We start from the raw sequence: 25005 nt of genomic DNA, 5'->3' as shown, positions 1-25005 counted from the left end.
AGGCGGAGCTGAACGGGCCCCTCAAGGAGCCCGGTATACCTTGCTCATCAGCTCCGCCTCGGCCTGGGTCAGGCCGCAGCTCTGGGTCAGCTCATCAATGCTCGCTCCCATCCCCACCAGCTTGGCCGCCTGGCTGAAGGTAACGTTGCTCGGGTCACGCTGCTCGAGGCGCTCCAGCCGGTCTGGCAGGGTAGCCACCGCCACACGCAGTTCATGGATGGCCTCACCCATGCGCACGGTGCCGTTCTGGTAGTCATCCAGGCGCTTGGCCAAGTCCTTGATGCGCTGGTCACGCAGCGCATCGCCCTCGGCCTGCTGCGCGGCCAGCTCGCGCTGGCGCTTACTGTAGTTGAGGAAAAACCACAGGCTCAGCGCCCACACCAGCGCCAGGAAGATGACAGCAACCTGTAGGATCAACTCAGATGTTCTCCAGCTCGGACCACTCTTCCTCGGTCATCATCTTGTCCAGCTCTACCAGGATCAGCAGCTCGCCATTCTTGTTGCACACGCCCTGGATGAATTTGGCCGATTCTTCGTTACCCACGTTCGGTGCGGTCTCGATTTCCGACTGGCGCAGGTACACCACCTCGGCCACGCTGTCGACCAGGATGCCGACCACTTGCTTGTCGGCTTCGATGATGACGATTCGGGTGTTGTCGGTCACTTCGGTCGGCATCAGGCCAAAGCGCTGACGGGTGTCGATCACCGTCACCACGTTGCCACGCAGGTTGATGATGCCCAGCACGTAGCTTGGCGCGCCTGGCACCGGAGCGATCTCGGTGTAACGCAGCACTTCCTGCACCTGCATCACATTGATGCCGTAGGACTCGTTGTCCAGACGGAAGGTAACCCACTGCAGGATCGGATCTTCGGAACCTTGTGCAGACGACTTTTTCATTCCCCTAGCCCTCTAAATCCGCTATTTGGCGGTTGTGTTCGGTGTCATTTCTGTTTGGCGTGCATCTGCTTGACTGCGCCGCTGGCGATCAGCTCTGCCAGTGCCGCGACGTCGAGCAGTGCACACATGTGTTCAATCACCGTGCCGGCCAGCCACGGGCGCTGACCACGCTGGCTGCGCCACTTGATCTCGGACGGGTCCAGGCGCAGCGAGCGGCTGACCTGATGCACCGCCAGCCCCCATTCGTAGCCCTGCACGGAAATCACGTATTGCAGGCCCTGGCGAAAATCATCACGGTAGCGGTCGGGCATCACCCAGCGCGCGGTGTCCAGCACCTTCAGGTTGCCGGCCTGGCAGGTCAGGATGCCGAGGAACCAGTCGGGCTGGCCGAACAGCGGCGTCAACTCCTGGCCGGCCAGGTTATAGATCGAACCCAGGCACACCAAAGGCACTGCCAGGGTCAGGCCGGCCACATCGAACAGCAGGCATTCGAACGGCTCGGCCGCCCATACCGGGCGGCCGTCGACGCTGGCCGGTGGTACTGGCATGTCGGGTGCCGGCAGGTGGACATCGACCAGCGGCATCGCCGGCTCGGCTGTCGGTTCTTCGACCAGCACCGGAATCGCGGCCTCGGCCACCACTTCCTGCTCGACCACCGCCACCACCGGCGCCTCCACAGGCATCACGCGGGGCAGCACTGCCAGCCTGGGCTCGGCGAATGGCCGCGGGGCAAGGCTGGCAGCCGCTTCGGCAGGCTCAGGACGGGCCACTGGGTGGGCATCGCGCGCCTGCTCCTCACGCACCGCCTCGGCGAACTCGTCTGCCACTGCCGACGGCTCGAACAGCTCCTCAGCCTCGGTAGCATCCTGCAGCAGGCCATCAAGGTAAGATTGCAGGGCCATCTGCGGCCGGGTGCCGGTTTGTCTAAACTGGGTCATCAGGCTACCTGCACTGCAGTCTTGTAGGTCAGCAGGTGCTTGAGCAGCGCCCGGTAAGCAATCAGCCCGCGGCTCTTGCTATCGAACTGCGAAGGCGTGACACCCTTGCGGCTGGCATCGCGCAGGCGCGTGTCGACCGGGATGTAGCCCTGCCACACCTGCTGCCCATAGCTATCGCGCAGTTGCTTGAGGGTACCCAACGAGGCCTGGGTGCGGCGGTCGAACAGGGTCGGCACGATCTGGTACGGCAGCGCCTGCTTGCGCGAGCGGTTGACCATGGCCAGGGTGCCGACCATGCGCTCCAGGCCCTTGACCGCGAGAAATTCGGTTTGCACAGGGATCACCAACTGCTGGCTGGCGGCCAGGGCATTGACCATCAGCACGCCAAGCAAGGGCGGGCTGTCGATCAGGGCGAAGTCGAAATCCTGCCACAACTGCGCCAGACTCTTGGCGATCACCAGGCCCAAGCCATTCTGGCCCGGCGACTGGCGCTCCAGCACCGCCAGCGCGGTGCTCGATGGCAGCAGCGAAATACGCTCGTCGCTGGTGGGCAGCAACAATTGCCCGGGCAAGCCCTCCGGCACCGCGCCCTTGTGCAGGAACAAGTCGTAGCAGCTGTGCTCCAGGGCATCCGGGTTGTGCCCGAAATAGCTGGTCATCGAGCCGTGCGGGTCGAGGTCGACAACGACCACGCGCTTGCCCGCCTCGGCCAGCAGGCCGGCCAGGGCGATGGTAGTGGTGGTCTTGCCGACGCCACCTTTTTGATTGGCTACTGCCCAGACTCTCATCAAGCAAACTCTATCTATTGATTTGGCAGGGACGCTGTAGATACAACAGTCACGCGCAGAACTTCACGCATGCCCGCTCCCGCAGCAGGCGGCGGCACATTCAAAATCGTGTTCGTATCAGCGACGGGGAATTGACGTATCACGGCCTCGCCACCGTTGCTTGTACTGCCGGTGCACTTTGTGTGCCAGCCCGGCGCAACGCAGCATCCGGCGTAGCATTGGCACTGCCCGAACCGGTCAGGCTCCGACGCACTTCGAGGTTGCGGGAAATCACCAGCACCACGCGGCGGTTGCGCGCACGGCCTTCGGCGGTGTCGTTGCCCGCCACCGGCTGGTACTCGCCATAGCCAACCGACGCCATGCGCGCCGGGTTAACCCCTTCCATGGCCAGCAGGCGCACGATGCTCGCCGCACGCGCCGATGACAGTTCCCAGTTGGTCGGGTATTGCGCAGTACGGATCGGCAGGTTGTCAGTGAACCCCTCGACGTGCACCGGGTTGGCGAACGGCTTGAGAATATTGGCCACCTTTTCGATGATGGCGAATGCCTTGTCGCTGGGCATCGCATCACCGCTGCCGAACAGCAACGACGAATTGAGCTCGATCTCGATCCACAGCTCGTTGCCGCGCACCGTCATCTGGTCGCTGTTGATCAAGTCGCCAAAGGCATTGCGCACGTCATCACTGATGGTTTTCAGCGGGTCGACATTGGTCGCCGCCAGGCCGGCCTCGGTCTGCTCGCTGTCCTTAACCAGCGGCTCGGCCGGGCGCACGGTCAACGGCCGCTCATCGCCGATGGGAATCGGCCTGACGGCGCGTTCAGGGTCATTGAACACCCCCAGCAAGGCCTGGGAAATGACCTTGTACTTGCCCTCGTTGATCGAGGAAATCGAGTACATCACCACGAAAAAGGCGAACAGCAAGGTGATGAAGTCGGCGTACGACACCAGCCAGCGTTCGTGGTTTTCGTGTTCCTCGGTATGACGACGGCGACGCATGGGTTACTCCATGAAGCCTTGCAGCTTCAGCTCGATCGAGCGCGGGTTCTCACCCTCGGCAATCGACAGCAGGCCTTCGAGCAGCATCTCGCGGTAACGCGACTGGCGCATGACAATGGCCTTGAGCTTGTTGGCGATCGGCAGCAGTATCAGGTTTGCGCTGGCCACACCGTAGATGGTGGCAACGAAGGCCACGGCAATGCCGTTGCCCAGCTGCGACGGGTCGGCCAGGTTGCCCATCACGTGGATCAGGCCCATCACCGCACCGATGATGCCGATGGTCGGCGCGTAGCCGCCCATGCTTTCGAATACTTTGGCAGCCTGGATGTCGCGGCCTTCCTGGGTCAGGAAATCGACTTCGAGGATGCTGCGGATGGCCTCCGGCTCGGCGCCGTCCACCAGCAGTTGCAGGCCCTTGCGCGCATAGGGGTCAGGTTCGGCGTCAGCCACCCCTTCCAGGCCCAGCAGGCCTTCCTTGCGTGCCGCCAGGCTCCAGTTGACCACGCGATCGATGCCGCCCGCCAGGTCGACCCGCGGCGGGAACAGGATCCAGCGCAGTATCTGCAGCGCCCGCTTGAACGACGACAGCGGCGACTGCAGCAACGCCGCCGCCAGGGTGCCGCCCAGCACGATCAGCGCCGCCGGGCCATTGACCAGTGCGCCGACATGGCCACCTTCAAGGAAGTTGCCACCAACAATGGCGACAAAGGCGAGGATCAAACCAATCAGGCTGAGGACGTCCATCAGACGCACGCCTCCACCAGGTGCTTGCCGATTTCGTCCAGGCTGTACACCGCGTCGGCCAGGTTGGCCTTGACGATGGCCATGGGCATGCCATAGATCACGCAGCTGGCTTCATCCTGGGCCCACACCGTACTGCCGCCCTGCTTGAGCAGGCGTGCGCCTTCGCGGCCATCCGCGCCCATGCCGGTGAGCACCACCGACAGCACCTTGTCACCGTACGACTTGGCCGCCGAACCGAAGGTGATATCCACGCAGGGCTTGTAGTTCAGGCGTTCGTCACCCGGCAGGATCTTCACCGTGCCACGGCCGTCGATCATCATCTGCTTGCCACCAGGCGCCAGCAGGGCCAGGCCCGGGCGCAGCATGTCGCCGTCCTCGGCTTCCTTGACGCTGATGCGGCAGAGCTTGTCGAGGCGTTCGGCAAAGGCCTTGGTGAACGCCGCCGGCATGTGCTGGATCAGCACGATTGGCGCCGGGAAGTTGGCCGGCAGCTGGGTCAATACCCGCTGCAGCGCTACCGGGCCACCCGTGGACGTGCCGATGGCCACCAGCTTGTAGGGCTTGCGCCTGGGCGGCGGCGAGTGCGCAGGCGTGGCCGTCGGGGCGGGTGCACGGGCCGGCACAGGCGCGCGCGCCGCTGTCGGGCTGGCAAAGCTGCTGGCAGGCGTGTGGCTGCTGGCCGGTGCTGCGACCGGAGCCAGGCTGCTGTAGCTGCCAAACCGGCGGTTGCTGCGGGAAATGGTATGCACCTTTTCGCACAGCAGTTGCTTGACCTTGTCGGGGTTACGCGAGATTTCCTCGAAGTTCTTCGGCAGATAGTCCACCGCGCCGGCATCCAGCGCATCGAGAGTGACCCGGGCGCCTTCATGGGTCAGCGAGGAGAACATCAATACCGGCGTCGGGCAGCGTTGCATGATGTGCCGCACCGCGGTAATGCCATCCATCATGGGCATTTCGTAGTCCATGGTGATGACATCGGGCTTGAGCGCCAGCGCCTGGTCGATCGCTTCCTTGCCGTTGGTCGCGGTACCCACTACCTGGATCGTCGGATCCGCCGAGAGGATTTCCGAGACGCGGCGGCGGAAGAAACCGGAATCATCCACCACCAGGACCTTGACTGCCATAAACACTCCATTAGGCGGCGCAACCCGCCAGGGTGCGCCACCGAAATCAAATACGCCGTGCGGCGTAACGCTTGAGCATGCTCGGGACGTCGAGAATCAACGCAATGCGACCGTCGCCGGTAATGGTGGCCCCGGACATGCCCGGGGTGCCTTGCAGCATCTTGCCCAGCGGCTTGATTACCACTTCTTCCTGGCCCACCAGTTGATCGACGACAAAGCCGATGCGCTGGGTGCCGACCGACAGGATCACCACGTGGCCCTCGTGCTGCTCTTCGTGCACCTGGCCCTGCACCAGCCAGCGCTTGAGGTAGAACAGCGGCAGCGCCTTGTCGCGCACGATCACCACCTCCTGGCCATCGACCACGTTGGTGCGCGACAGGTCCAGGTGGAAGATTTCGTTGACGTTGACCAGCGGGAAGGCGAACGCCTGGTTGCCCAGCATCACCATCAGGGTGGGCATGATCGCCAGGGTCAGCGGCACCTTGATGACGATCTTCGAGCCCTGGCCCTTGGCCGAGAAGATGTTGATCGAGCCGTTGAGCTGGGAGATCTTGGTCTTCACCACATCCATGCCCACGCCACGCCCGGACACGTCGGAAATCTCGGTCTTGGTCGAGAAGCCCGGGGCGAAGATCAGGTTGTAGCAGTCCGACTCGCTCAGGCGCTCGGCAGCGTCCTTGTCCATCAGGCCCTTTTCCACGGCCTTGGCGCGCAGGATGTTGGGGTCCATGCCCTTGCCGTCGTCCGAAATCGACAGCAGGATATGGTCGCCTTCCTGTTCCGCCGACAGCACCACACGGCCGGTGCGGGCCTTGCCAGAGGCTTCACGCTCATCGGGCATCTCGATACCGTGGTCGACGGCGTTGCGTACCAAGTGCACCAGCGGGTCGGCCAAGGCCTCGACCAGGTTCTTGTCGAGGTCGGTCTCTTCGCCAACCAGCTCCAGGTTGATCTCTTTCTTCAACTGGCGCGCCAGGTCACGGACCAGACGCGGGAAGCGGCCAAAGACTTTCTTGATCGGCTGCATGCGGGTTTTCATCACCGCAGTCTGCAGGTCGGCCGTGACCACATCGAGGTTGGACACGGCCTTGGACATGGCCTCGTCGCCGCTGTTCAGGCCCAGGCGCACCAGGCGGTTACGCACCAGGACCAGCTCGCCGACCATGTTCATGATCTCGTCCAGGCGCGCGGTATCGACGCGCACCGTGGTTTCCGCTTCGCTGGCGGCATGTTTTTCGGCGGCCGGGGCCGGCGCGCGAGGCGCTGCGGCAGGCTTGCTGGCCGGCGATGGCGCTGGCGCGGCGGCTGGCTTGGCCACCGGCTGGCTTGCGGCCTTGGCGGCAGCCGGCGCGTGCGCCTGGGCAGCTACCGGGGCCTCTGCAGCGGCCACATCGCCGCCGAACTTGCCCTTGCCGTGCAACTGGTCCAGCAGGGCTTCGAACTCGTGCTCGCTGATTTCGTCGCTGGCTGCGCTGTGGTCCGGCGCGGCGGGTGCTGGTGCCTGGGCGGCGGGCAAGGCGCCCGCCTGGAAGGTACCCTTGCCATGCAGCTGGTCGAGCAACGATTCGAATTCGGCGTCGGTAATGTCGTCACTGACCGCTTCGCTGCTGACGGCAACCGGCGGTGGCGCAACCTCGGCATTGAACTGGCCCTTGCCGTGCAACTGGTCGAGCAGCGATTCGAACTCGGCGTCGGTGATTTCATCACCAGCAGCGCTGACAGTCTCGCCCTGCATCTGCTCGTCGGCCGCCGCTTGCGCCTTGACCGCATCGAGCGAATCGAGCAGCTGCTCAAACTCGCTGTCGGTGATGTCCTGGTGCTGCTCCTCGGCCTCAGCCGGAGCTGCAACCGCCACGCCGGCAATCGGCGCCGGCGCTGCAACAGCTTCGGCTCCGCCCGGTTCTGCCAGGCGCGACAACGCCGCCAGCAGCTCGGGGGTGGCCGGGGTGACTTCGGTGCGTTCGCGCACCTGGCCAAACATGCTGTTGACGGTATCCAGTGCTTCGAGCACCACGTCCATCAGTTCCGCGTCGACCCGGCGCTCACCTTTGCGCAGGACGTCGAAGACGTTCTCGGCGATGTGGCAGCACTCCACCAGCTCGTTCAGCTGAAGGAAGCCGGCGCCCCCTTTTACAGTGTGGAAACCGCGAAAGATCGCATTGAGCAGGTCGGCATCGTCGGGCCGGCTTTCCAGCTCGACCAGTTGCTCGGACAGTTGCTCAAGAATTTCGCCGGCTTCTACCAGGAAATCCTGGAGGATTTCTTCATCGGCGCCGAAGCTCATCAAACGTGCTCCTTAAAAACCCAGGCTGGACAGCAAATCGTCGACATCGTCCTGACCGGACACGACGTCTTCACGCTTATCGGCATGAATCTGCGGACCTTCACCCCGAGTCGGATGTTTTTCTCGATCTTTTTCTGCGCGCAATTGATCGTGGTCATGCTGGATGCCCGCAAAGCGGTCCACCTGGCTGGCCATCAGCACCAGTTTGAGCAGGTTGCTTTCCACATCGGTCACCAAACTGGTGACGCGCTTGATCACCTGGCCGGTCAGATCCTGATAGTCCTGGGCCAGCAAGATGTCGTTGAGGTGGCCGGCCACCTTGCGGTTGCCTTCGGCACTGTGCGTCAGAAAACTGTCGACACGCTTGACCAGGTCACGGAACTCCGGCGCAGCCACTTCGCGGCGCATGAAGCGTTGCCAGTCGGCGCTCAAGGCCTTGGCCTCGCTGGCCAGGTCGTTGAGCACCGGGGTGCTTTCCTCGACCAGGTCCATGGTGCGGTTGGCCGCGCCCTCGGTGAGCTTGACCACGTAGGACAGACGTTCGGTGGCGTCGGTAATCTGCGACACCTCCTCGGCCTGCGGCATGGTCGGGTCGATCTGGAAACTGACAATGGCACTGTGCAGCTCGCGGGTCAGCTTGCCGACTTCCTGGTACAGGCCGCGATCACGGGTCTGGTTCAGCTCGTGAATCAGCTGCACCGCCTCGCCGAAACGGCCCCGCTCCAGGCTTTCTACCAACTCCTGGGCATGCTTCTTCAGGGTCGATTCGAACTCGCCCAAAGAGTTTTGTGATGAATCCATGGCGCGCCCCCTGACGTGACTCAGCCGTTGACGCGTTCGAAGATCTTCTCGATCTTTTCTTTGAGCACCTGGGCAGTGAACGGCTTGACCACATAACCGTTGACGCCCGCCTGGGCCGCTTCAATGATCTGGTCGCGCTTGGCTTCGGCGGTCACCATCAGCACCGGCATGCTTTTCAGCTTGTCGCTGGCACGCACTTTACGCAGCAGGTCGATACCGGACATGCCGGGCATGTTCCAGTCGGTCACCAGGAAGTCGTAATGGCCGTTTTCCAGCATCGGCAGTGCCGTAGTGCCGTCGTCAGCCTCGTCGGTGTTGGTGAAGCCCAGGTCACGCAACAGGTTCTTGATGATCCGCCGCATCGTCGAGAAGTCGTCAACGATGAGGATTTTCATGTCTTTGTTCAAGTAGACCTCCAAGCAGTCTCAAACGCGCTCGGCCCCCGAGCGCGCGCATTCATTCAATTCGGTACAACATGGAAAACGACTGCAACGAACCCGGGCTCAACGCGCCCGCCATTCCCCCAGGCGGCTGCGCAGGCGCGCGGCACATTGGCTGTGCAATTGGCTGACCCGCGACTCGCTGACCCCCAGCACCTCACCGATTTCCTTGAGGTTCAACTCTTCGTCGTAGTACAGCGCCAACACCAGGCGCTCACGCTCCGGCAGGTTGGCGATGGCCTCGGCCAGGGCCACCTGGAAGCGCTCGTCCTCAAGGCCGCGCGCAGGTTCCACCTGGCCACTGGCGCCATCCTCATGCAGGCCTTCGTGCTCGCCGTCCTGCAACAGGTCGTCGAAGCTGAACAGCCGGCTGCCCAGGGTGTCGTTCAAAATCCCGTAGTAATCATCGAGACTCAATTGGAGTTCGGCAGCAACTTCATGATCTTTAGCGTCACGGCCTGTTCTGGCTTCGACCGCACGCATCGCGTCGCTGACCATACGGGTGTTGCGGTGCACCGAACGCGGTGCCCAGTCGCCCTTGCGCACCTCGTCGAGCATGGCCCCGCGAATGCGGATGCCGGCGTAGGTTTCAAAGCTGGCGCCCTTGCTGGCGTCGTATTTGTTGGCCACTTCCAGCAGGCCGATCATGCCGGCCTGGATCAGGTCCTCGACCTGCACGTTGGCCGGCAAGCGTGCCAGCAGGTGGTAGGCAATGCGCTTGACCAGCGGCGCATAGCGCTCGATCAGCTCGTACTGGGCATCTTTCGCTGCCCGGCTGTACATCTTGAAGCCGCTGGCGTTCATAGCACGGGTCCCGCGCTGGTGGGTTGCACCAGGCGCTCGACGAAGAACTCCAGATGCCCACGCGGGTTGGCGGGCAGCGGCCAGCTGTCGACCTTCTGGGCAATCGCCTTGAAGGCCAGCGCGCACTTGGAGCGAGGGAAGGCTTCGTAGACGGCGCGCTGCTTCTGTACTGCCTTGCGCACGCACTCGTCGTAGGGCACGGCACCCACGTACTGCAGGGCAACGTCAAGGAAGCGGTCGGTGACCTTGGTCAGCTTGGCGAACAGGTTGCGCCCTTCCTGCGGGCTTTGCGCCATGTTGGCCAGCACGCGGAAACGGTTCATGCCGTAGTCGCGGTTGAGCAGCTTGATCAGCGCGTAGGCGTCGGTGATCGAAGTGGGTTCGTCGCACACCACCAGCAGCACTTCCTGGGCCGCGCGGACAAAGCTGACCACCGAATCACCGATACCCGCAGCGGTATCGATCACCAGCACGTCGAGGTTGTCGCCGATTTCGCTGAACGCCTGGATCAACCCGGCATGCTGGGCCGGAGCCAGGTGCACCATGCTCTGGGTACCCGATGCCGCCGGCACGATGCGCACACCGCCGGGCCCCTGCAGCATCACGTCACGCAGCTCGCAGCGCCCCTCGATGACATCGGCCAGGGTGCGTTTGGGGGTCAGGCCCAGCAACACGTCGACATTGGCCAGGCCCAGGTCGGCGTCCAGCAACATGACCCTGCGGCCGAGCTCGGCCAGCGCCAGGGACAGGTTCACTGAAACGTTAGTCTTGCCGACGCCACCTTTGCCACCGGTCACGGCGATCACCTGTACGGGATGCATGCTACCCATGTCTGTTCTTTACCTTGTCTCGCTGGGACTCAGGCCACACGTAGGGCAATTCTGCGTACCCCTTGGCATAGCTACTTTGCACACACTTCATGGTCAACCCGCTCGCCGTGGGTTGTGGTAGAGATCAGCGAACATGTCGGCCATGGCCTCTTCGCTGGGCTCGTCCTGCTGCTGCACGTTCACCGCCCGGCTGACCAGCTGGTGGCCCCGCGGCAGGTGCAGGTCGTCAGGAATGCGCGGGCCGTCGGTAAGGTAAGCCACGGGCAATTCATGACTGATGGCAAGGCTCAGCACATCGCCAAGGCTTGCCGTTTCATCGAGTTTGGTCAGGATGCAGCCGGCCAGGCCACAGCGCTTGTAGCTGTGGTAGGCGGCGGTCAGCACCTGCTTCTGGCTGGTGGTGGCCAGCACCAGATAGTTCTTCGCGGCAATGCCACGCCCGGCCAAGGTTTCCAGCTGCATGCGCAGAGCTGGGTCGCTGGCCTGCAGGCCGGCGGTATCGATCAGCACGACGCGCTTGCGCAGCAGCGGCTCCAGCGCGGCCGCCAGCGACTGGCCCGGGTCGACGTAGGTCACCGGCACATTGAGGATGCGGCCCAGGGTCTTGAGCTGCTCCTGGGCACCGATGCGAAAGCTGTCCATGCTCACCAGCGCCAGGTTGTGCGCGCCGTACTTGAGCACGTAGCGCGCAGCCAGCTTGGCCAGGGTGGTGGTCTTGCCCATGCCGGCCGGGCCGACCATGGCAATCACGCCGCCCTCTTCGATCGGCTCGATCTCCGGGATTTCGATCATCCGCGCCAGGTGGGCCAACAGCATCCGCCAGCCCTGGCGGGGCTCCTCGATCTCGGCGGTCAGCTCCAGCAGCTCGCGGGCAATCGGCCCGGAAAGGCCGATGCGCTGCAAGCGGCGCCACAGGTTGGCCTGCTGCGGCTTGCTGCCCTGCAGCTGATTCCAGGCCAGCGAGCCCAGTTGCACTTCCAGCAGTTCGCGCAGGCCCGACAGCTCGGAACGCATGGCATCGAACAGGCGCGGGTCGACCGGTGCAGCCGTTGCTGCAGCCGGCGCTTCGGGGGTCTCGACGTGCGGCTCGATCAACGGCTCGGCGGCGGTCAGCGACTGGCCGGCGAACAATTGGCGGTTGTTGTCGCTGCTGTCCTGACGGTGGTCCAGCTCGGCCTGGACAGTGGCGATGCGCGTGTGGGTCTTGCGCAGCTCCTCTTCCAGCTCAGCGTTGGGCACCCGCGGGGCCAGGGCGGACAGCTTGTAGTCCAGCGCGGCCGTCAGTTCGACACCACCGGCAATGCGGCGGTTGCCAATGATCGCGGCATCGGCGCCCAGCTCGTCCCGGACCAGCTTCATGGCCTGACGCATATCGGCGGCGAAAAATCGCTTAACTTGCATTATCCACTACCTCAGCCGTTAGGGCCCACGGTGGCAACGATGGTGACTTGCTTGTTGTCCGGTATTTCCTGATACGCCAGAACATGCAAATTCGGTACAGCCAGGCGACCGAAACGCGACAACATGGCGCGGATCGGGCCGGCGACCAGCAGGATGGCCGGCTGGCCCTGCATCTCCTGGCGCTGGGCCGCTTCGATCAGCGAACGTTGCAGCTTCTCGGCCATGCTAGGCTCAAGAAGAACACCATCTTCCTGACCCTGCCCGGCCCTCTGCAGACTATTGAGCAAAATCTGTTCCAACCTTGGCTCCAGGGTGATCACTGGGAGCTCGGACTCAATGCCGACAATGCTTTGCACGATGGCGCGACACAATCCGACGCGCACCAACGCCACCAGCGCGGCGGTATCTTGACTCTTGCCTGCGTTGTTCGCGATGGCCTCGGCAATACTGCGAATATCGCGCACTGGCACCTGTTCCGACAACAGGGCTTGCAAGACCTTCAGCAGGCCCGACAAGGAAATGACACCCGGCACCAGCTCTTCTGCCAGCTTCGGCGATGCCTTGGCCAGCACCTGCAGCAGTTGCTGGACTTCCTCGTGGCCGATCAGCTCGTGGCAGTGCTTCTGCAGGATCTGGTTAAGGTGAGTAGCCACTACGGTGCTGGCGTCGACCACCGTGTAGCCCAGCGACTGGGCCTGCGAGCGCTGACCGACGTCGATCCACACCGCCTCCAGGCCAAACGCCGGGTCGCGCGCGGCTATGCCGTTGAGGGTGCCGAACACCTGCCCTGGGTTGATCGCCAGTTCGCGGTCCGGGTAGATCTCGGCTTCAGCCAGGATCACCCCCATCAGCGTCAGGCGGTAAGCACTGGGCTGCAGGTCGAGGTTGTCGCGAATGTGCACGGTAGGCATGAGGAAGCCAAGGTCCTGTGACAGCTTCTTGCGCACGCCCTTGATCCGCGCCAGCAGTTGACCACCCTGGTTGCGGTCGACCAGCGGGATCAGCCGGTAGCCAACTTCAAGGCCGATCATGTCGATCGGGGTCACGTCGTCCCAGCCCAGCTCCTTGGTTTCCAGCGCGCGCTGTGGCGAGGGCAGCAGGTCCTGCTGGCGCTGCGCCTCTTCCTGGGCCTTGACCTTGACCTGTTGTTGCTTCTTCCACACCAGGTAGGCGCCGCCACCGGCCAGCAGGCCGAGGCTGATGAACGCCACGTGCGGCATGCCGGGTACCAGGCCCATGACGATCATCAGCGCACCCGACACCGCCAGCGCCTTGGGCGAGTCGAACATCTGCCGGTTGATCAGCTTGCCCATGTCCTCGGAGCCCGAGGCACGGGTGACCATGATCGCGGCGGCGGTGGACAGCAGCAGTGATGGCAATTGCGCCACCAAACCGTCACCTATGGTCAGCAAGGCGTACACCCTGCCAGCATCGCCGAAGCTCATGCCGTGCTGCAGCATGCCGATCAGCATGCCACCGATCAGGTTGATGAACAGGATCAGCAGGCCGGCGATGGCGTCACCGCGGACGAACTTGCTGGCACCGTCCATCGACCCGTAGAACTCGGCCTCCTGGGCCACCTCGGCACGGCGGTGCTTGGCCTGCGCCTGGTCGATCAAGCCGGCGTTGAGGTCGGCGTCGATGGCCATCTGCTTACCGGGCATGGCATCGAGGGTGAAGCGCGCGCTCACTTCGGAAATACGCCCGGCGCCCTTGGTCACTACCACGAAGTTGATGATCATGAGGATGGCGAACACCACCGCACCGACCACATAGTTGCCGCCGATCACCACCTCGCCGAAGGCCTGGATCACTTTACCGGCAGCGCCGTGGCCCTCCTGGCCATGCAGCATGACCACGCGGGTTGATGCCACGTTCAGGGCCAGGCGCAGCAGCGTGGCCACCAGCAGGATGGTGGGAAACGCGGCAAAGTCCAGCGGGCGCAGGGCGTACACGCAGACCAGCAGCACCACGATCGACAGGGCGATGTTGAAGGTGAAGAACACGTCGAGCAGGAACGGCGGTATCGGCAACATCATCATTGCCAACATCACCAGCAGTAACAGCGGCACGCCCAGGTTGCCCCGGCCGAGCCCGGCCAGGTTGTTACGGGCGTTGCTGATTAACTGAGTGCGATCCACCGCGAGTCCTCTTGATGCAAAACTTTGACGCCCAGGGGGTGCCTGCGGCTGGCATTGCAAGAAGCTTTCCAACTTTGTGGTTTGGGGTGAATCAGGGTGTTCGCCTTGTGGTTTTTGGCGCCTGTAAGATCGAGCACCGCCCGCGCGGCGCTTCGCGGGGCAAGCCCGCTCCCACTGTCTGTTTCGGGCCAGTCACTCCAGTGAGATTGCCGCTGGCCGCCTTGTTTGTTCCCTTCGATATTTAAGGGTGCGCCGCTGCTTTTTCATCAATCTCCAGCCATGCACCCAGGGTGCGCGCACCAAGGGAACAGGAGTACCTGTCCCGAAACAGATGTGGGAGCGGGCTTGCCCCGCGAAGCGCCGCGCGGGCGGCGCTCGATCTCATGAGCGCTGAAGGACTTAAGGCAGGCACCTCACAGCCCCTACGCAATTCCCTTACATCCGTAGGTCGTGGGGTCGCCTCGCAGGGCGATCGGGATTGAGACCCCCGGTACTCACAGAACGCACCGCTTAATGGTGATCGTGCGCGGGCAGGCTTCGCCTGGTCGGGTTTTCCTGTGAGCCCGGGTCTCATCCCTCGCACGACTGCGTCTGTGAGATCGAGCGCCGCCCGCGCGGCGCTTCGCGGCACAAGGCCGCTTCCACTGTCTGTTTCGGGCCAATCACTCCAGTTAGATTGCCGCTGGCCGCCTTGTTTGTTCCCTTCGATATCGGCTGCGCCACTGCTCTTCATCAATCTTCAGCCATGCACCCAGAGTGCGCGCGCCAAAGGCACAGGCATAATTGGCCCGAAACAGATGTGGGAGCGGGCTTGCCCCGCGAAGCGCCGCGCGGGCGGCGCTCGATCTCATGGCCAACAAAAACCTCAAGGCAAATACCCGCCACCTACCACCAATCAACTGTCGCGGCGCAAATCCGGCGGGATCGGCAGGTCGTCTTTCAATGGCTCCGGCCGCTTGCCCTTGCCGGCACGGTACTGACGGATCTGGAACACATAGGCCAGCACCTGCGCCACCGCCAGGTACAAGCCGGCCGGGATTTCCTGCTCGATCTCGGTGGAGTAGTAGATCGCCCGCGCCAGCGCCGGCGACTCGAGGATCTGGATCTTGTGTTCTACCGCAATTTCGCGAATCTTCAGGGCCGTGAAGTCAGTGCCCTTGGCCAACAGCAACGGCGCCGCCCCGCCATTTTCCGGGTCGTACTGCAAGGCCACCGCATAGTGCGTCGGGTTGGTGATGATCACATCGGCCTGCGGCACCGCCGCCATCATCCGCCGCTGCGACACTTCGCGCTGCAACTGGCGAATCCGCTGTTTGACCTCGGGCTTACCCTCGCTGTCCTTGTACTCGTCGCGCACTTCCTGCTTGGTCATCTTCAGTTTCTTGTGCGTCTGGTACAGCTGGAACGGCACGTCTGCCGCGGCGATCAGCAGCAACCCGGCCGACATCCACAACGCGCTCCAGCCCACCACCTGAAGGCTGTGGATGATCGCCTGCTCCAGCGGCTCGTTGGCAATCGACAGCAAGGCCTGACGGTCACTGGACAGCACCACCACCGCCACGATCAGGATGACGAAAAACTTCGCCAGCGCCTTGAGCAGCTCCGTCACGCTGTTCATCGAGAACATGCGCTTGATCCCCGACAACGGGTTCATGCGGCTGAACTTGGGTTGCAGCAGGCTGCCGGAAAACAGGAAGCCACTAAGGGCGATGGGTGCTACGAAGGAAATCACGAACAGCAGAATCAAGACCGGCTGCACCGCCCAGATCGCCATCTTGCCCGAGGCCAGCAGGAAGGCCCCCATGGCCCGCTCGTCTACGATCATTTCACGGGTCAGGCTGAAGTTCATGCGCATCATGGCCAACATGGTCTCGGCCAGATGGCCGCCGAACGCCAGCAGGCTACCGGCGCCGGCCAGGGTCACCGCCACCGTGTTCAGCTCCTTGGAACGCGCAACCTCGCCCTTTTCGCGGCTGTCGCGCTTACGTTTGTCGGTGGGGTCTTCTGTCTTGTCCTGGCCGCTCTCGCTTTCTGCCATGTTCAGCGCGCCCCCGCCAGCTCACGCAGCCATTGCAGCGTTTCGCTGGCCAATGCCTGGTAGTGAGACAGTACATCGGCCAGGCCGACCCAGAAGACGAACATGCCCATGACCAAGGTCAGCGGGAAGCCGATGGAAAAAATGTTCAGCTGTGGCGCTGCGCGGGTCATCACGCCAAAGGCAATGTTCACCACCAGCAGCGAGGCAATCACCGGCAGAATCAACAGCAGGCCAGCACCAAACACCCAGCCCATGCGCCCGGCCAGCTCCCAGAAGTGGTTGACCACCAGCGCACTTCCCACCGGCAAGGTGGTAAAGCTCTCGGTCAGCACCTCAAACACCACCAGATGGCCGTTCATCAACAGGAACAACACACTCACCAGCATGGTCATGAACTGGCTGATCACCGCGACGTTGACCCCGTTGGCGGGGTCAACCATCGAGGCGAACGCCATGCCCATCTGCACCGCAACGATCTGCCCGGCAACCACGAATGCCTGGAACAGCAACTGCAGCGCCAGGCCGAACAACGCACCCACGATGATCTGCTCGGCACACAGCAGCAGGCCCGGCAAACTCAGCGGGTCGAATTCAGGCAGTGGCGGCAGTGCCGGCACGATCACCACGGTGATGGCCACGGAGACGTACAAGCGCACCCGCGCCGGCAACATGCGGGTACCGAAGATCGGCATGGTCATCAGCACCGCCGTCACCCTGAACAATGGCAGGATGAACGTGGCGACCCAAGTGCCGATCTGCGTGTCGGTCAGCTCCAGCATCGCCGCATCAGCCTATGAGCTGCGGGATGTTGGTGTAGAGCGTGGTGATGTACTCCATGAATTTCTGCACCAGCCACGGCCCGGCAATGATCAGCGTGACCAGCATCACCAGCAGGCGCGGCAGAAAGCTCAGGGTCTGTTCGTTGATCTGCGTGGCCGCCTGGAACATTGCCACCACCAGGCCCACCAACAGGCTCGGCACCACCAGCACGGCAACCATCAAGGTTGTCAGCCACAAAGCATCACGAAACAGGTCGACAGCTACTTCAGGTGTCATCGGCGGCTCTCCTTGACGGCGTCAGACGCCGCCGAAACTGCTGGCCAGGGTACCCATGATCAGCGCCCAGCCGTCGACCAGCACGAACAGCATGATCTTGAACGGCAGCGAGATGATCAGCGGCGACAGCATCATCATACCCATGGCCATCAGCACACTGGCCACCACCATGTCGATGATCAGGAACGGGATGAAGATCATGAACCCGATCTGGAACGCGGTCTTGAGCTCCGAAGTGACGAACGCCGGTACCAGGATCGTCAGCGGCACCTGGTCGGGGCCGGCGATGTCGGTGCGCTTGGACAGGCGCATGAACAGGTCGAGGTCGCTCTGCCGGGTTTGCGCCAACATGAAGTCCTTGAGCGGGCCCTGGGCTTTGTCGATGGCCTGCTGGGCGGTCATCTGCTCTTTCAGGTAGGGCTGCAGCGCGTCCTGGTTCACCCGGTCGAACACCGGGGCCATGATGAACAGGGTAAGGAACAGCGCCATGCCGGTCAGCAGCTGGTTTGACGGCGTCTGCTGCAACCCCAAGGCCTGACGCAGGATGGAGAAGACGATGATGATACGGGTGAAGCTGGTCATCAGAATGACGAACGCCGGAATAAAGCTCAGCGCCGTCATGATCAGCAGTATTTGCAGGCTGACCGAATATTCCTGCTGCCCGTCCGCGGTGTTGGACAGGGTAATGGCCGGGATCGACAGCGGGTCGGCGGCCAGGGCCAATGGCGCCGCCAGCAGCAACGCCAGAGTCAACAACGTACGCAGCGCGCCGCTCATCACTTGTTGTCCTTAGGGTTCTTGCCCATCAGCTCCAGCAGCCGCTGGGCGAACTCCGGCGTCGCCTGACGGGCGCTTTCCGCCACCTGCACCGGCTCAGCCAGCACATGCAACGCCTCGATGCTGCCAGGGGTATGGCCGATCAGGATCTGCTCCTTGCCCACCTGCACCAGCAGCAGGCGGTCACGCGGGCCGATGGCGCGACTGCCGACGATCTCGATCACCTGCCCACCCTTCACCGCCGTGCTCTGCAGGCGCCGCAGCAACCAGGCCAGGAAGAAGATCAGGCCGACCACCAGCAGCAGGCCGAAAACCATCTGCGCCAATTGCCCACCCAGGCTGCCAGGCGCAGCCGCCGGGGTAACCGCAGGCGTGGCAGCGGCCAGGCAGGCGTAGCTGGCGAACAGCACCGCGAGTGCCGCAATGGCGCGCATCGTGCCCTTCACTCAGCGCAGCTTCTTGATACGTTCGCTGGGGCTGATCACGTCGGTCAGGCGGATGCCGAACTTCTCGTTGACCACGACCACTTCGCCATGGGCGATCAGCGTACCATTGACCAGCACGTCGAGCGGCTCGCCGGCCAGGCGGTCGAGCTCGATCACCGAGCCCTGGTTGAGCTGCAACAAGTTGCGGATGTTGATCTCGGTGCTGCCCACTTCCATGGAAATGCTCACCGGGATATCCAGAATCACATCCAGGTTCGGGCCTTCGAGGCTGACGTTTTCGTTCGGCTTCGGCGAGCTGGCGAACTCTTCCATCGGCAGGCGGCCGGGGCCGCTGTTGCTGCCGGTGTCACCACCCAGCAATGCATCGATGTCCGCCTGGCCGGCGGCACCGGTTTCCTCCAGCGCTGCAGCCCACTCGTCGGCCAGCGCCTGGTCCTCTGGGGAGGTGATCTCGTTTTCGTTAGCCATGGTTTCCTCGACAGGCATTCAATTCGTTATGAGCGACCGGCACGCCGTCAGCGGCGTTCGATCGGGTCGATGATCTGCAGGGCCAGGTTGCCCTTGTGCGAACCCAGCCGCGCCTTGAACGCCGGCACCCCATTGGCACGCAGCACCAAGTGCTCGGGCAGCTCGACCGGGATCACATCGCCCGGCTGCATGTGCAGGATGTCACGCAGCTTCAGCTGACGCCGGGCGACGGTGGCAGTCATGGGCACGGCCACGTCCAGCACGTCCTCGCGCAATGCCTTGACCCAGCGCTCGTCCTGGTCGTCCAGGTCGGACTGGAAACCGGCATCGAGCATTTCCCGCACCGGCTCGATCATCGAGTACGGCATGGTCACGTGCAGGTCACCGCCGCCGCCGTCCAGTTCGATGTGGAAGGTGGACACCACAACGGCTTCGCTGGGGCCGACGATGTTGGCCATGGCCGGGTTGACCTCAGAGTTCATGTACTCGAAGGTGACCGGCATGATCGCCTGCCAGGCTTCCTTGAGGTCGACGAAGCACTGGTCCAGCACCATGCGCACCACGCGCAGTTCGGTCGGGGTGAACTCGCGGCCTTCAATCTTGGCGTGGCGGCCATCGCCGCCAAAGAAGTTGTCCACCAGCTTGAACACCAGTTTGGCGTCGAGGATGAACAGCGATGTGCCGCGCAGCGGCTTGATCTTGACCAGATTGAGGCTGGTCGGCACGTACAGCGAATGCACGTATTCGCCGAATTTCATGACCTGCACGCCACCCACGGCGACGTCGGCCGAGCGGCGCAGCAGGTTGAACATGCTGATGCGGGTATAACGGGCGAAGCGCTCGTTGATCATTTCCAGGGTCGGCATGCGACCCCGCACGATACGGTCCTGGCTGGTCAGGTCGTAACTTTTGATACTGCCAGGCTCGGATGCACTCTCGGTCTGCACCAGCCCGTCGTCGACGCCGTGCAACAGGGCATCGATTTCATCCTGGGACAGCAGGTCCTGTACGGCCATTACGGACTCCTACTGCAATACGAAATTGGTGAACAGCAACTGGTCGATGACCGGCTTGCCGACTTCCTTCTGCGCCACTTCCTGGACCACTGCGGTAGCCTTCTGACGCAGCATCTCCTGCCCTACCGGGCTGCTGGCGAGGGTGTCGAAGCCTTGCCCGGAAAACATCATCACCAGGTTGTTGCGGATCACCGGCATGTGCACCTTCAGTGCATCCAGATCAGCCTGGCTGCGCGCCTGCATAGTGATGCTCAGCTGCATGTAGCGCTGGCGGCCGTTCTGGTTGAAGTTGACCACGAAGGCCGGGGTGAGGGCCTCGTAGATCGCCGCAGGCTTGACGTTGCTGGCCGCGGCTTCAGCGGCCGGTGCTGGCTCGCTCTTGTGCATGATGAACCAGGTAGCGCCCACCGACAGGCCGATCGCCAGCAGCAGGCCCACTACGGCCAGGATGATCAGCTTGAGTTTGCCTTTAGTGGCGGGGTCTTTGACTGCTTCGCTCTTCGCCATGCCAATAATCCGTCGTCCATCGGGGGTTCAAGGGAGAATGGCTTGGCTTGAGCAAGTGTTATGCCAGAATTCGGCTTGAGGGATTTTGCGGCGGTGAGATCGAGCGCCGCCACAAAAACCAAGCCATGCACCAGACATCAGGCGTAATAATCGACCGCACTGTCGCCGACAACCACCTGCTGCTCCAAAGGCCGGGCGCTATCAACCACCTCGACCCCACCCTGTTCCGCCTGCCGCGCCGCGACCCCGGACAAGTTGCTGCCCTGCGCCTGCGCCTGCGCCTGCCCCTGCTGCTGTTGTTGCCCACGCGACTGATCAGCCACATTGACATCTGGCTGCGCCAGCCCCTGCTGGACGAACAGCTCGCGCAGGCGGTGCACCTGGCTGTCGAGGGCATCACGCACACCGGCGTGACCACTGATGAAGGTGACCTGAGTGGCCTGGTCCGCCGCGACATTGACGCGAATGTCCAGGCGGCCCAGCTCGGCCGGTTCCAGTTGAATATCCGCCGACTTGAGGTTCTGGCTGGAGAGGTACATGACCCGGTTGACCAGCCCTTCGGCCCAGGCGTCCTGGTTCATCGGCAACGGCTGGTGCAGCGGGCTGGCATTGGCCGGCACGGCGTTGGCGGTCTTGGCCGTGGCCGCCTGGGTCAGGCTCGCCAGGCGGTTGGCGAAATCGTCGACACGGGTGTCGCTGCTGGCGCTCTTGGTGTCCTTCAAGCCATCTTCGAGCAAGGCGCCAAAGGCCTTGTCACCCGGTTCACCGCTTTCGCCCTCGGCATTCTCGACCACATTCGCCAAGGTATTGACGGCCACCTGCCCATCTTCACCCTGGGCCTGGGAGGGATCAAGGGCATGTGCGGAGGTATTACCCTTGGCCTGGGCACTGTGCTCCAGCGCCAGGCGCAAGGTCGGCAGGTTGGCTAAAGGGTCGGCTTCCGGGTCGAACGCTTCTTCGGCAGGCGGCGCCTCAGGTAGCGCCTCCTGGATTTGCGCAGTAGCGGCCTGCAGCATCGGCGCCACCGTCTCGGCCTGGGCCTGGATCAGCTGCGCGCCCGGCTGGGCATCGGTGACCTGGCCGGCCACCAGGCTGGCATCAAGCAAGCCAGTATCAGCCTGGACCACCTCTTGCGCTGGCAATTTGTTGCCGTCATCGGCAACGGCGGTTTCGTCGGCCGGGTCTTCCTTGCCGCCCGCCACCACATCAGGTTTGTCCTTGGGTTTGGCCTGGGCGACCTTTTCATCCTGCCCCACAGCCTTGTCGCGGCCCTGTCGGGCCATCACCTGGCCAAAGCCGTCGCCCTTGTCGCCCACTGCCTGCTGCGGTTTGTCCGCCTGAACGGCGGCCGGACGCGATGTGTTGGCAGCGGCGTTAGCTTGCAATAGAGGGTTGGGTGCGACAGGCATCGAGGGGTCTCCGCGCCAGAAACAATAAAATCATCTGGCTAGAGACACGCAAGACTCGCGCCAACTCACAGTTCAGCCTGCAGATATACGCTGCTGCTCATCGCGGTAAAAGCGCTGCACTTCAGCGAACTCCTCGTCGATGCGGCTGATGAGGTCTTCGATGCCATACAGCGGGGGCCGCCGGGCACTTTCTTCCAGCTGCTGGCACAGCGCTGCGAGGGCAACCGCCCCCATGTTACTGCTGCTGCCCTTGAAACTGTGGGCAGCCGCGCCGAGTTCTTCGGCGTTTTTCGCCGCATGCAGCTGCCCCAGACGCCGTTCGGAGTCATCCAGAAAAGTTTGCACCAACTGCAGGTAGCCATCTTCCATGACCTCACGCAGGTCCCGGAGTACCTTGTGGTCAATATGCATGTCAGTCACTTGTTCACTCCTTGATCAAGCCAGATTATGCCCGAGCCAGCCGCTGGCTCACCAGACGAAGTCCACATGTGCGCAGCGCCCGCCTTCACTCCAGCGCGCATCACTGGCCAGCCGCTGCACCAGGTTCAGACCACGACCGCTCAACCCCTGATCTCGCGGAGGCCGCGCCAGGACACGCTGCACATCGAAGCCGGCACCACTGTCGCGAACCTCGATCATCAGACGCCCGCCGTCGCCATGCGGTTCAACCTTGAAATTGATGCTTACAAAACCATCGGTCAGCGCGCCCAGGCGCCGGGCGCGCTCCTGATAGTAGTTGGCAAAGCCCTGCACATCGCTTTTCAGCTGCGAGTCCAGGCCGAGCACGCCATGCTCCAGGGCATTGGAATACAACTCGCTGAGCACGCTGTGCAGGTTGCCTGTACGCGTGCGCAGGCCGTGAATTTCCTGCAACAACTGCACCAGGTACGGCACCGGATTGAAGCGTTTCAGGCTCTCGCCACGAACCTCGAAGCCGAGCGACCAATCCAGCGGGCTGGAGCGGCCACTCTCAGCGTAGATCATCGGCACCGGGACCCGCTCTTCGGCGCTGAACATGCGGATGTCGCACAAGCTGATATCGTCGCGAGGACGCCCGCCAAACCGCTCCAGGGCCTGCATCAGCTCATCGAACAACTGGGCCGGCTCACGGTTATCGGCCAGCACTGCACGCAGCCGCTGTACGCCGAACAGGCGGTCCTCGTCGTCGGCCGTATCGAGCACCCCGTCCGACAACAGCAACAGGCGCTCACCTGCCGCCAGCGGCAACACCTCGGTGCTGTCATCAAAGCGCTCGGCAGCGAGAATGCCCAGCGGCAGGTGCCGCGACTCCAACACCGACAGCACCTGGCCCTTTACTGACAGCCGGTAGCCATCCGGCATGCCGCCGTTCCATACCTCCACCGAGCCACGCTGCATGCTGAGGTTGAGCAGCAGCGCACAGCAGAACATGTCCACCGGCAGGATGCGCTTGAGCTTGGCGTTCATCTCGCGCAGGATCTGCGCCATGCCATAGCCCTTGGCGGTCATGCCGTAGAACACCTCGGCCAGTGGCATGGCTCCGACCGCCGCTGGCAAGCCGTGCCCGGTAAAATCGCCCAGCAGCACGCGCATGTCGCCGGCCGGGGTAAACGCCGCCAGCATCAGGTCGCCATTGAACAGCGCGTAGGGCGATTGCAGGTAGCGGATGTTCGGCGCCGACAGGCAACCGGAGTGGGCGACCTTGTCGAAAACCGCCTTGGCCACCCGCTGCTCGTTCAGCAGATGGTGATGGTGCCGGGTGATCTGGTCGCGCTGCTCCAGCACGGTGGCCTGCAACCGGCGCAGGCGGTCCATGGCCCGTATCTTGGCGGCGAGAATCACCGCGCTGTAGGGCTTGGCCATGAAATCATCACCGCCGGCCTCCAGGCAGCGCACCAGGCCTTGCTCCTCGTTCAGCGAGGTGAGGAAAATGATCGGCACCAGCGCCTCGCCTGCCAGGGCCTTGATCTGCCGCGCCGCCTCGAAACCGTCCATCACCGGCATCAATGCGTCAAGCAGCACCAACTGCGGGCGCCGCTCTACGAACAGCGCCACAGCTTGCTCGCCGTTTTCTGCGGTAACTACCTCATGACCCTGGCGGCGCACGATCTGCGCCAGCAGCAGGCGGTCGGCGGCACCGTCTTCAGCTACCAGCACGGTCAAAGCCTGTTCGGCCGGCATGTCGGGGCTCAACTACTGATATCGAAGAGTTTTTCGAAATTGGAAATGGCGAGGATCTTGCGCACGTCGGAACTGGCATGCACCACCCGCACATCCGACTCGTCGCCGCCTGCGTGGTCGCGCAGCAACAGCAACATGCCGAGCGCAGAACTGTCCAGGTAGGTAGTGTCCCTCAGGTCGACAACAACCGAATCTGGCCGGCTGGTCTGGCGTTCGTAAGCGTCGCGAAACTCCTGATGCTTGCCGAAATCGAAGCGCCCCTTGATCTTGATTGTCAGCTTTTTCCCGTCCTGCGAAAAATCAGTCTCGACTGCCATGCTAGCGATTCCTTCGATGATGGCGGATGCAACTCCTTTAAGGTTTAGCAGGCGATGGTGGGGGTGGCAAGTGTTCGCCGTGCGGCCTGCGGTGTCCGGGGGATCGAGCGCCGCGGGGGCGGCGCTCGATCTCACAAACGCTGCAAGACCAGCGACGAACCCCTACACATGGCTCTGCCGGGGCAACCGCTGGGAAAGCTCATCCAGCAACCGCTGCTCACGCTTGTCTTCGGCCCGCCGGGCTTCATCCAGGTAGCGCTGCACCAGCTTGCGCAAACCCTCCACCCTGGCATAGGCCTGCTGCCAGATGCCTCGGGCGTTGTTGAGGTTGTTCTGGTGCCAGACCAGGCTTTGCCGCTGCTGGGTCATGGCCGCTTCCAGCTGCCCCAGAAAGCGCTGGTAATTGACCAGCCAGCTGCCATTGACCCCCTGCCCGCCACGGTTGATCCACTGCAATTGGTAATCCTCGCGGTAGCGCTCCAGCTCGGCCAGCTTGGCCTGGGCGGTGGCCACCTGCTGCTGGAAATGGCCAAGGCGCTGGGCCGCCTTGCGCTCGGCCTCCTCGGCCATATCCACCACCGGCGCCAGGCGCGCGGCACGTCCGGGCAGTGCCATGGCCTA

The 25005-nt window shown here is 63.2% G+C and carries 27 protein-coding genes; all 27 read right to left on the bottom strand.

Features of this window, described 5'->3' with window-relative positions; all coding sequences use genetic code 11:
• Positions 1-21: 21 nt before the first annotated feature.
• The 27 genes from E8E68_RS26790 to fliJ all read right to left on the bottom strand — a co-directional run bounded on the left by E8E68_RS26790 (position 22) and on the right by fliJ (position 24999).
• A complete protein-coding gene (locus E8E68_RS26790; RefSeq protein WP_266028927.1) occupies positions 22-417 on the bottom strand; it encodes a DUF2802 domain-containing protein in 396 nt (131 codons plus the stop codon).
• Between the two features lies 1 nt (position 418).
• Complete coding sequence (locus E8E68_RS26785; RefSeq protein ID WP_003254393.1) at positions 419-898, bottom strand: chemotaxis protein CheW; 480 nt, start codon at positions 896-898, stop codon at positions 419-421.
• 44 nt (positions 899-942) lie between these two features.
• Positions 943-1836 carry a CheW domain-containing protein gene (locus E8E68_RS26780; protein ID WP_266028926.1) on the bottom strand — a complete coding sequence of 298 codons (894 nt, stop codon included), beginning with the start codon at positions 1834-1836 and terminating at the stop codon, positions 943-945.
• The gene (locus tag E8E68_RS26775; RefSeq protein ID WP_266028925.1) at positions 1836-2624 is read right to left on the bottom strand and encodes a ParA family protein; all 789 of its coding nucleotides are present in this window, start codon (positions 2622-2624) and stop codon (positions 1836-1838) included. Before E8E68_RS26775 ends, E8E68_RS26780 begins: the two co-directional genes overlap by 1 nt.
• Positions 2625-2763: 139 nt before the next feature.
• Positions 2764-3621 carry a flagellar motor protein MotD gene (gene motD / locus E8E68_RS26770; protein WP_266028924.1) on the bottom strand — a complete coding sequence of 286 codons (858 nt, stop codon included), beginning with the start codon at positions 3619-3621 and terminating at the stop codon, positions 2764-2766.
• Positions 3622-3624: 3 nt separating this feature from the next.
• Complete coding sequence (locus tag E8E68_RS26765; protein ID WP_266028923.1) at positions 3625-4365, bottom strand: flagellar motor protein; 741 nt, start codon at positions 4363-4365, stop codon at positions 3625-3627.
• Entirely contained in the window at positions 4365-5489 is a 1125-nt protein-coding gene (locus E8E68_RS26760; RefSeq protein WP_280346274.1) for a chemotaxis response regulator protein-glutamate methylesterase, read from the bottom strand. The genes E8E68_RS26765 and E8E68_RS26760 overlap by 1 nt, the downstream gene beginning before the upstream one ends.
• A 46-nt stretch (positions 5490-5535) precedes the next feature.
• Positions 5536-7773: a chemotaxis protein CheA gene (locus E8E68_RS26755; protein ID WP_280346272.1), complete on the bottom strand. Its 2238-nt coding sequence runs from the start codon at positions 7771-7773 to the stop codon at positions 5536-5538.
• 12 nt (positions 7774-7785) lie between these two features.
• Positions 7786-8574 carry a protein phosphatase CheZ gene (locus E8E68_RS26750; RefSeq protein WP_280346271.1) on the bottom strand — a complete coding sequence of 263 codons (789 nt, stop codon included), beginning with the start codon at positions 8572-8574 and terminating at the stop codon, positions 7786-7788.
• A 20-nt stretch (positions 8575-8594) separates the two neighbouring features.
• Positions 8595-8969, bottom strand: a complete 375-nt coding sequence (locus tag E8E68_RS26745) for a chemotaxis response regulator CheY (protein WP_010955070.1) — start codon at positions 8967-8969, stop codon at positions 8595-8597.
• A 108-nt stretch (positions 8970-9077) separates the two neighbouring features.
• Positions 9078-9818: an RNA polymerase sigma factor FliA gene (gene fliA, locus E8E68_RS26740; protein ID WP_280346268.1), complete on the bottom strand. Its 741-nt coding sequence runs from the start codon at positions 9816-9818 to the stop codon at positions 9078-9080.
• Positions 9815-10648, bottom strand: coding sequence for a flagellar synthesis regulator FleN (gene fleN, locus E8E68_RS26735; protein WP_003254408.1), 834 nt, complete (start codon positions 10646-10648; stop codon positions 9815-9817). Before fleN ends, fliA begins: the two co-directional genes overlap by 4 nt.
• Positions 10649-10741: 93 nt before the next feature.
• Positions 10742-12049, bottom strand: a complete 1308-nt coding sequence (flhF, locus tag E8E68_RS26730) for a flagellar biosynthesis protein FlhF (RefSeq protein ID WP_266028919.1) — start codon at positions 12047-12049, stop codon at positions 10742-10744.
• Positions 12050-12060: 11 nt separating this feature from the next.
• A complete protein-coding gene (flhA, locus tag E8E68_RS26725) occupies positions 12061-14190 on the bottom strand; it encodes a flagellar biosynthesis protein FlhA (protein ID WP_266028918.1) in 2130 nt (709 codons plus the stop codon).
• An 895-nt stretch (positions 14191-15085) separates the two neighbouring features.
• Positions 15086-16228: a flagellar biosynthesis protein FlhB gene (gene flhB / locus E8E68_RS26720; protein WP_266028917.1), complete on the bottom strand. Its 1143-nt coding sequence runs from the start codon at positions 16226-16228 to the stop codon at positions 15086-15088.
• A gap of 2 nt (positions 16229-16230) precedes the next feature.
• The gene (gene fliR, locus E8E68_RS26715) at positions 16231-17007 is read right to left on the bottom strand and encodes a flagellar biosynthetic protein FliR (RefSeq protein ID WP_266028915.1); all 777 of its coding nucleotides are present in this window, start codon (positions 17005-17007) and stop codon (positions 16231-16233) included.
• 7 nt (positions 17008-17014) lie between these two features.
• Positions 17015-17284: a flagellar biosynthesis protein FliQ gene (gene fliQ / locus E8E68_RS26710; RefSeq protein ID WP_266028914.1), complete on the bottom strand. Its 270-nt coding sequence runs from the start codon at positions 17282-17284 to the stop codon at positions 17015-17017.
• Positions 17285-17305: 21 nt separating this feature from the next.
• Entirely contained in the window at positions 17306-18061 is a 756-nt protein-coding gene (fliP, locus tag E8E68_RS26705) for a flagellar type III secretion system pore protein FliP (RefSeq protein WP_266028913.1), read from the bottom strand.
• On the bottom strand, positions 18061-18495 hold the full coding sequence (gene fliO / locus E8E68_RS26700) for a flagellar biosynthetic protein FliO (RefSeq protein ID WP_280346289.1): 435 nt from the start codon (positions 18493-18495) through the stop codon (positions 18061-18063). Before fliO ends, fliP begins: the two co-directional genes overlap by 1 nt.
• A 12-nt stretch (positions 18496-18507) precedes the next feature.
• Positions 18508-18975 (bottom strand): flagellar motor switch protein FliN, encoded by a 468-nt coding sequence (fliN, locus tag E8E68_RS26695; protein WP_266028912.1) that lies wholly within the window; start codon positions 18973-18975, stop codon positions 18508-18510.
• Between the two features lie 47 nt (positions 18976-19022).
• Complete coding sequence (gene fliM / locus E8E68_RS26690) at positions 19023-19991, bottom strand: flagellar motor switch protein FliM (RefSeq protein ID WP_012273501.1); 969 nt, start codon at positions 19989-19991, stop codon at positions 19023-19025.
• 9 nt (positions 19992-20000) lie between these two features.
• The gene (gene fliL / locus E8E68_RS26685; RefSeq protein ID WP_280346260.1) at positions 20001-20498 is read right to left on the bottom strand and encodes a flagellar basal body-associated protein FliL; all 498 of its coding nucleotides are present in this window, start codon (positions 20496-20498) and stop codon (positions 20001-20003) included.
• Between the two features lie 137 nt (positions 20499-20635).
• A complete protein-coding gene (locus E8E68_RS26680) occupies positions 20636-21907 on the bottom strand; it encodes a flagellar hook-length control protein FliK (protein ID WP_280346258.1) in 1272 nt (423 codons plus the stop codon).
• 72 nt (positions 21908-21979) lie between these two features.
• Entirely contained in the window at positions 21980-22327 is a 348-nt protein-coding gene (locus tag E8E68_RS26675; protein WP_266028910.1) for an Hpt domain-containing protein, read from the bottom strand.
• 48 nt (positions 22328-22375) lie between these two features.
• On the bottom strand, positions 22376-24067 hold the full coding sequence (locus tag E8E68_RS26670; protein WP_266028909.1) for a fused response regulator/phosphatase: 1692 nt from the start codon (positions 24065-24067) through the stop codon (positions 22376-22378).
• Between the two features lie 8 nt (positions 24068-24075).
• Complete coding sequence (locus tag E8E68_RS26665; RefSeq protein ID WP_110747226.1) at positions 24076-24384, bottom strand: STAS domain-containing protein; 309 nt, start codon at positions 24382-24384, stop codon at positions 24076-24078.
• A gap of 162 nt (positions 24385-24546) precedes the next feature.
• Positions 24547-24999, bottom strand: a complete 453-nt coding sequence (fliJ, locus tag E8E68_RS26660; protein ID WP_280346254.1) for a flagellar export protein FliJ — start codon at positions 24997-24999, stop codon at positions 24547-24549.
• Between the last annotated feature and the right edge of the window lie 6 nt (positions 25000-25005).

Origin of the sequence: Pseudomonas sp. BN607, assembly GCF_029871175.1 — a bacterium.
Classification (GTDB): domain Bacteria; phylum Pseudomonadota; class Gammaproteobacteria; order Pseudomonadales; family Pseudomonadaceae; genus Aquipseudomonas.
Note: the sequence above shows the minus strand (reverse complement) of the source record. Positions and strands in the feature narration are given on the sequence as shown.

Coding starts and splice junctions, on each gene's coding strand:
- E8E68_RS26745 (WP_010955070.1), bottom strand. CDS start 8,969: ATGAAAATCCTCATCGTTGACGACTTCTCGACGATGCGGCGGATCATC.
- E8E68_RS26760 (WP_280346274.1), bottom strand. CDS start 5,489: ATGGCAGTCAAGGTCCTGGTGGTGGATGATTCCGGTTTCTTCCGCCGC.
- E8E68_RS26775 (WP_266028925.1), bottom strand. CDS start 2,624: ATGAGAGTCTGGGCAGTAGCCAATCAAAAAGGTGGCGTCGGCAAGACC.
- fliP (WP_266028913.1), bottom strand. CDS start 18,061: ATGAGCGGCGCGCTGCGTACGTTGTTGACTCTGGCGTTGCTGCTGGCG.
- fliL (WP_280346260.1), bottom strand. CDS start 20,498: ATGGCGAAGAGCGAAGCAGTCAAAGACCCCGCCACTAAAGGCAAACTC.
- E8E68_RS26680 (WP_280346258.1), bottom strand. CDS start 21,907: ATGCCTGTCGCACCCAACCCTCTATTGCAAGCTAACGCCGCTGCCAAC.
- fleN (WP_003254408.1), bottom strand. CDS start 10,648: ATGGGTAGCATGCATCCCGTACAGGTGATCGCCGTGACCGGTGGCAAA.
- motD (WP_266028924.1), bottom strand. CDS start 3,621: ATGCGTCGCCGTCGTCATACCGAGGAACACGAAAACCACGAACGCTGG.
- fliN (WP_266028912.1), bottom strand. CDS start 18,975: ATGGCTAACGAAAACGAGATCACCTCCCCAGAGGACCAGGCGCTGGCC.
- fliJ (WP_280346254.1), bottom strand. CDS start 24,999: ATGGCACTGCCCGGACGTGCCGCGCGCCTGGCGCCGGTGGTGGATATG.
- flhB (WP_266028917.1), bottom strand. CDS start 16,228: ATGGCAGAAAGCGAGAGCGGCCAGGACAAGACAGAAGACCCCACCGAC.
- fliO (WP_280346289.1), bottom strand. CDS start 18,495: ATGCGCGCCATTGCGGCACTCGCGGTGCTGTTCGCCAGCTACGCCTGC.
- fliM (WP_012273501.1), bottom strand. CDS start 19,991: ATGGCCGTACAGGACCTGCTGTCCCAGGATGAAATCGATGCCCTGTTG.
- fliR (WP_266028915.1), bottom strand. CDS start 17,007: ATGCTGGAGCTGACCGACACGCAGATCGGCACTTGGGTCGCCACGTTC.
- flhF (WP_266028919.1), bottom strand. CDS start 12,049: ATGCAAGTTAAGCGATTTTTCGCCGCCGATATGCGTCAGGCCATGAAG.
- fliA (WP_280346268.1), bottom strand. CDS start 9,818: ATGAACGCCAGCGGCTTCAAGATGTACAGCCGGGCAGCGAAAGATGCC.
- E8E68_RS26765 (WP_266028923.1), bottom strand. CDS start 4,365: ATGGACGTCCTCAGCCTGATTGGTTTGATCCTCGCCTTTGTCGCCATT.
- E8E68_RS26750 (WP_280346271.1), bottom strand. CDS start 8,574: ATGGATTCATCACAAAACTCTTTGGGCGAGTTCGAATCGACCCTGAAG.
- fliQ (WP_266028914.1), bottom strand. CDS start 17,284: ATGACACCTGAAGTAGCTGTCGACCTGTTTCGTGATGCTTTGTGGCTG.
- E8E68_RS26665 (WP_110747226.1), bottom strand. CDS start 24,384: ATGGCAGTCGAGACTGATTTTTCGCAGGACGGGAAAAAGCTGACAATC.
- E8E68_RS26785 (WP_003254393.1), bottom strand. CDS start 898: ATGAAAAAGTCGTCTGCACAAGGTTCCGAAGATCCGATCCTGCAGTGG.
- E8E68_RS26780 (WP_266028926.1), bottom strand. CDS start 1,836: ATGACCCAGTTTAGACAAACCGGCACCCGGCCGCAGATGGCCCTGCAA.
- E8E68_RS26755 (WP_280346272.1), bottom strand. CDS start 7,773: ATGAGCTTCGGCGCCGATGAAGAAATCCTCCAGGATTTCCTGGTAGAA.
- E8E68_RS26670 (WP_266028909.1), bottom strand. CDS start 24,067: ATGCCGGCCGAACAGGCTTTGACCGTGCTGGTAGCTGAAGACGGTGCC.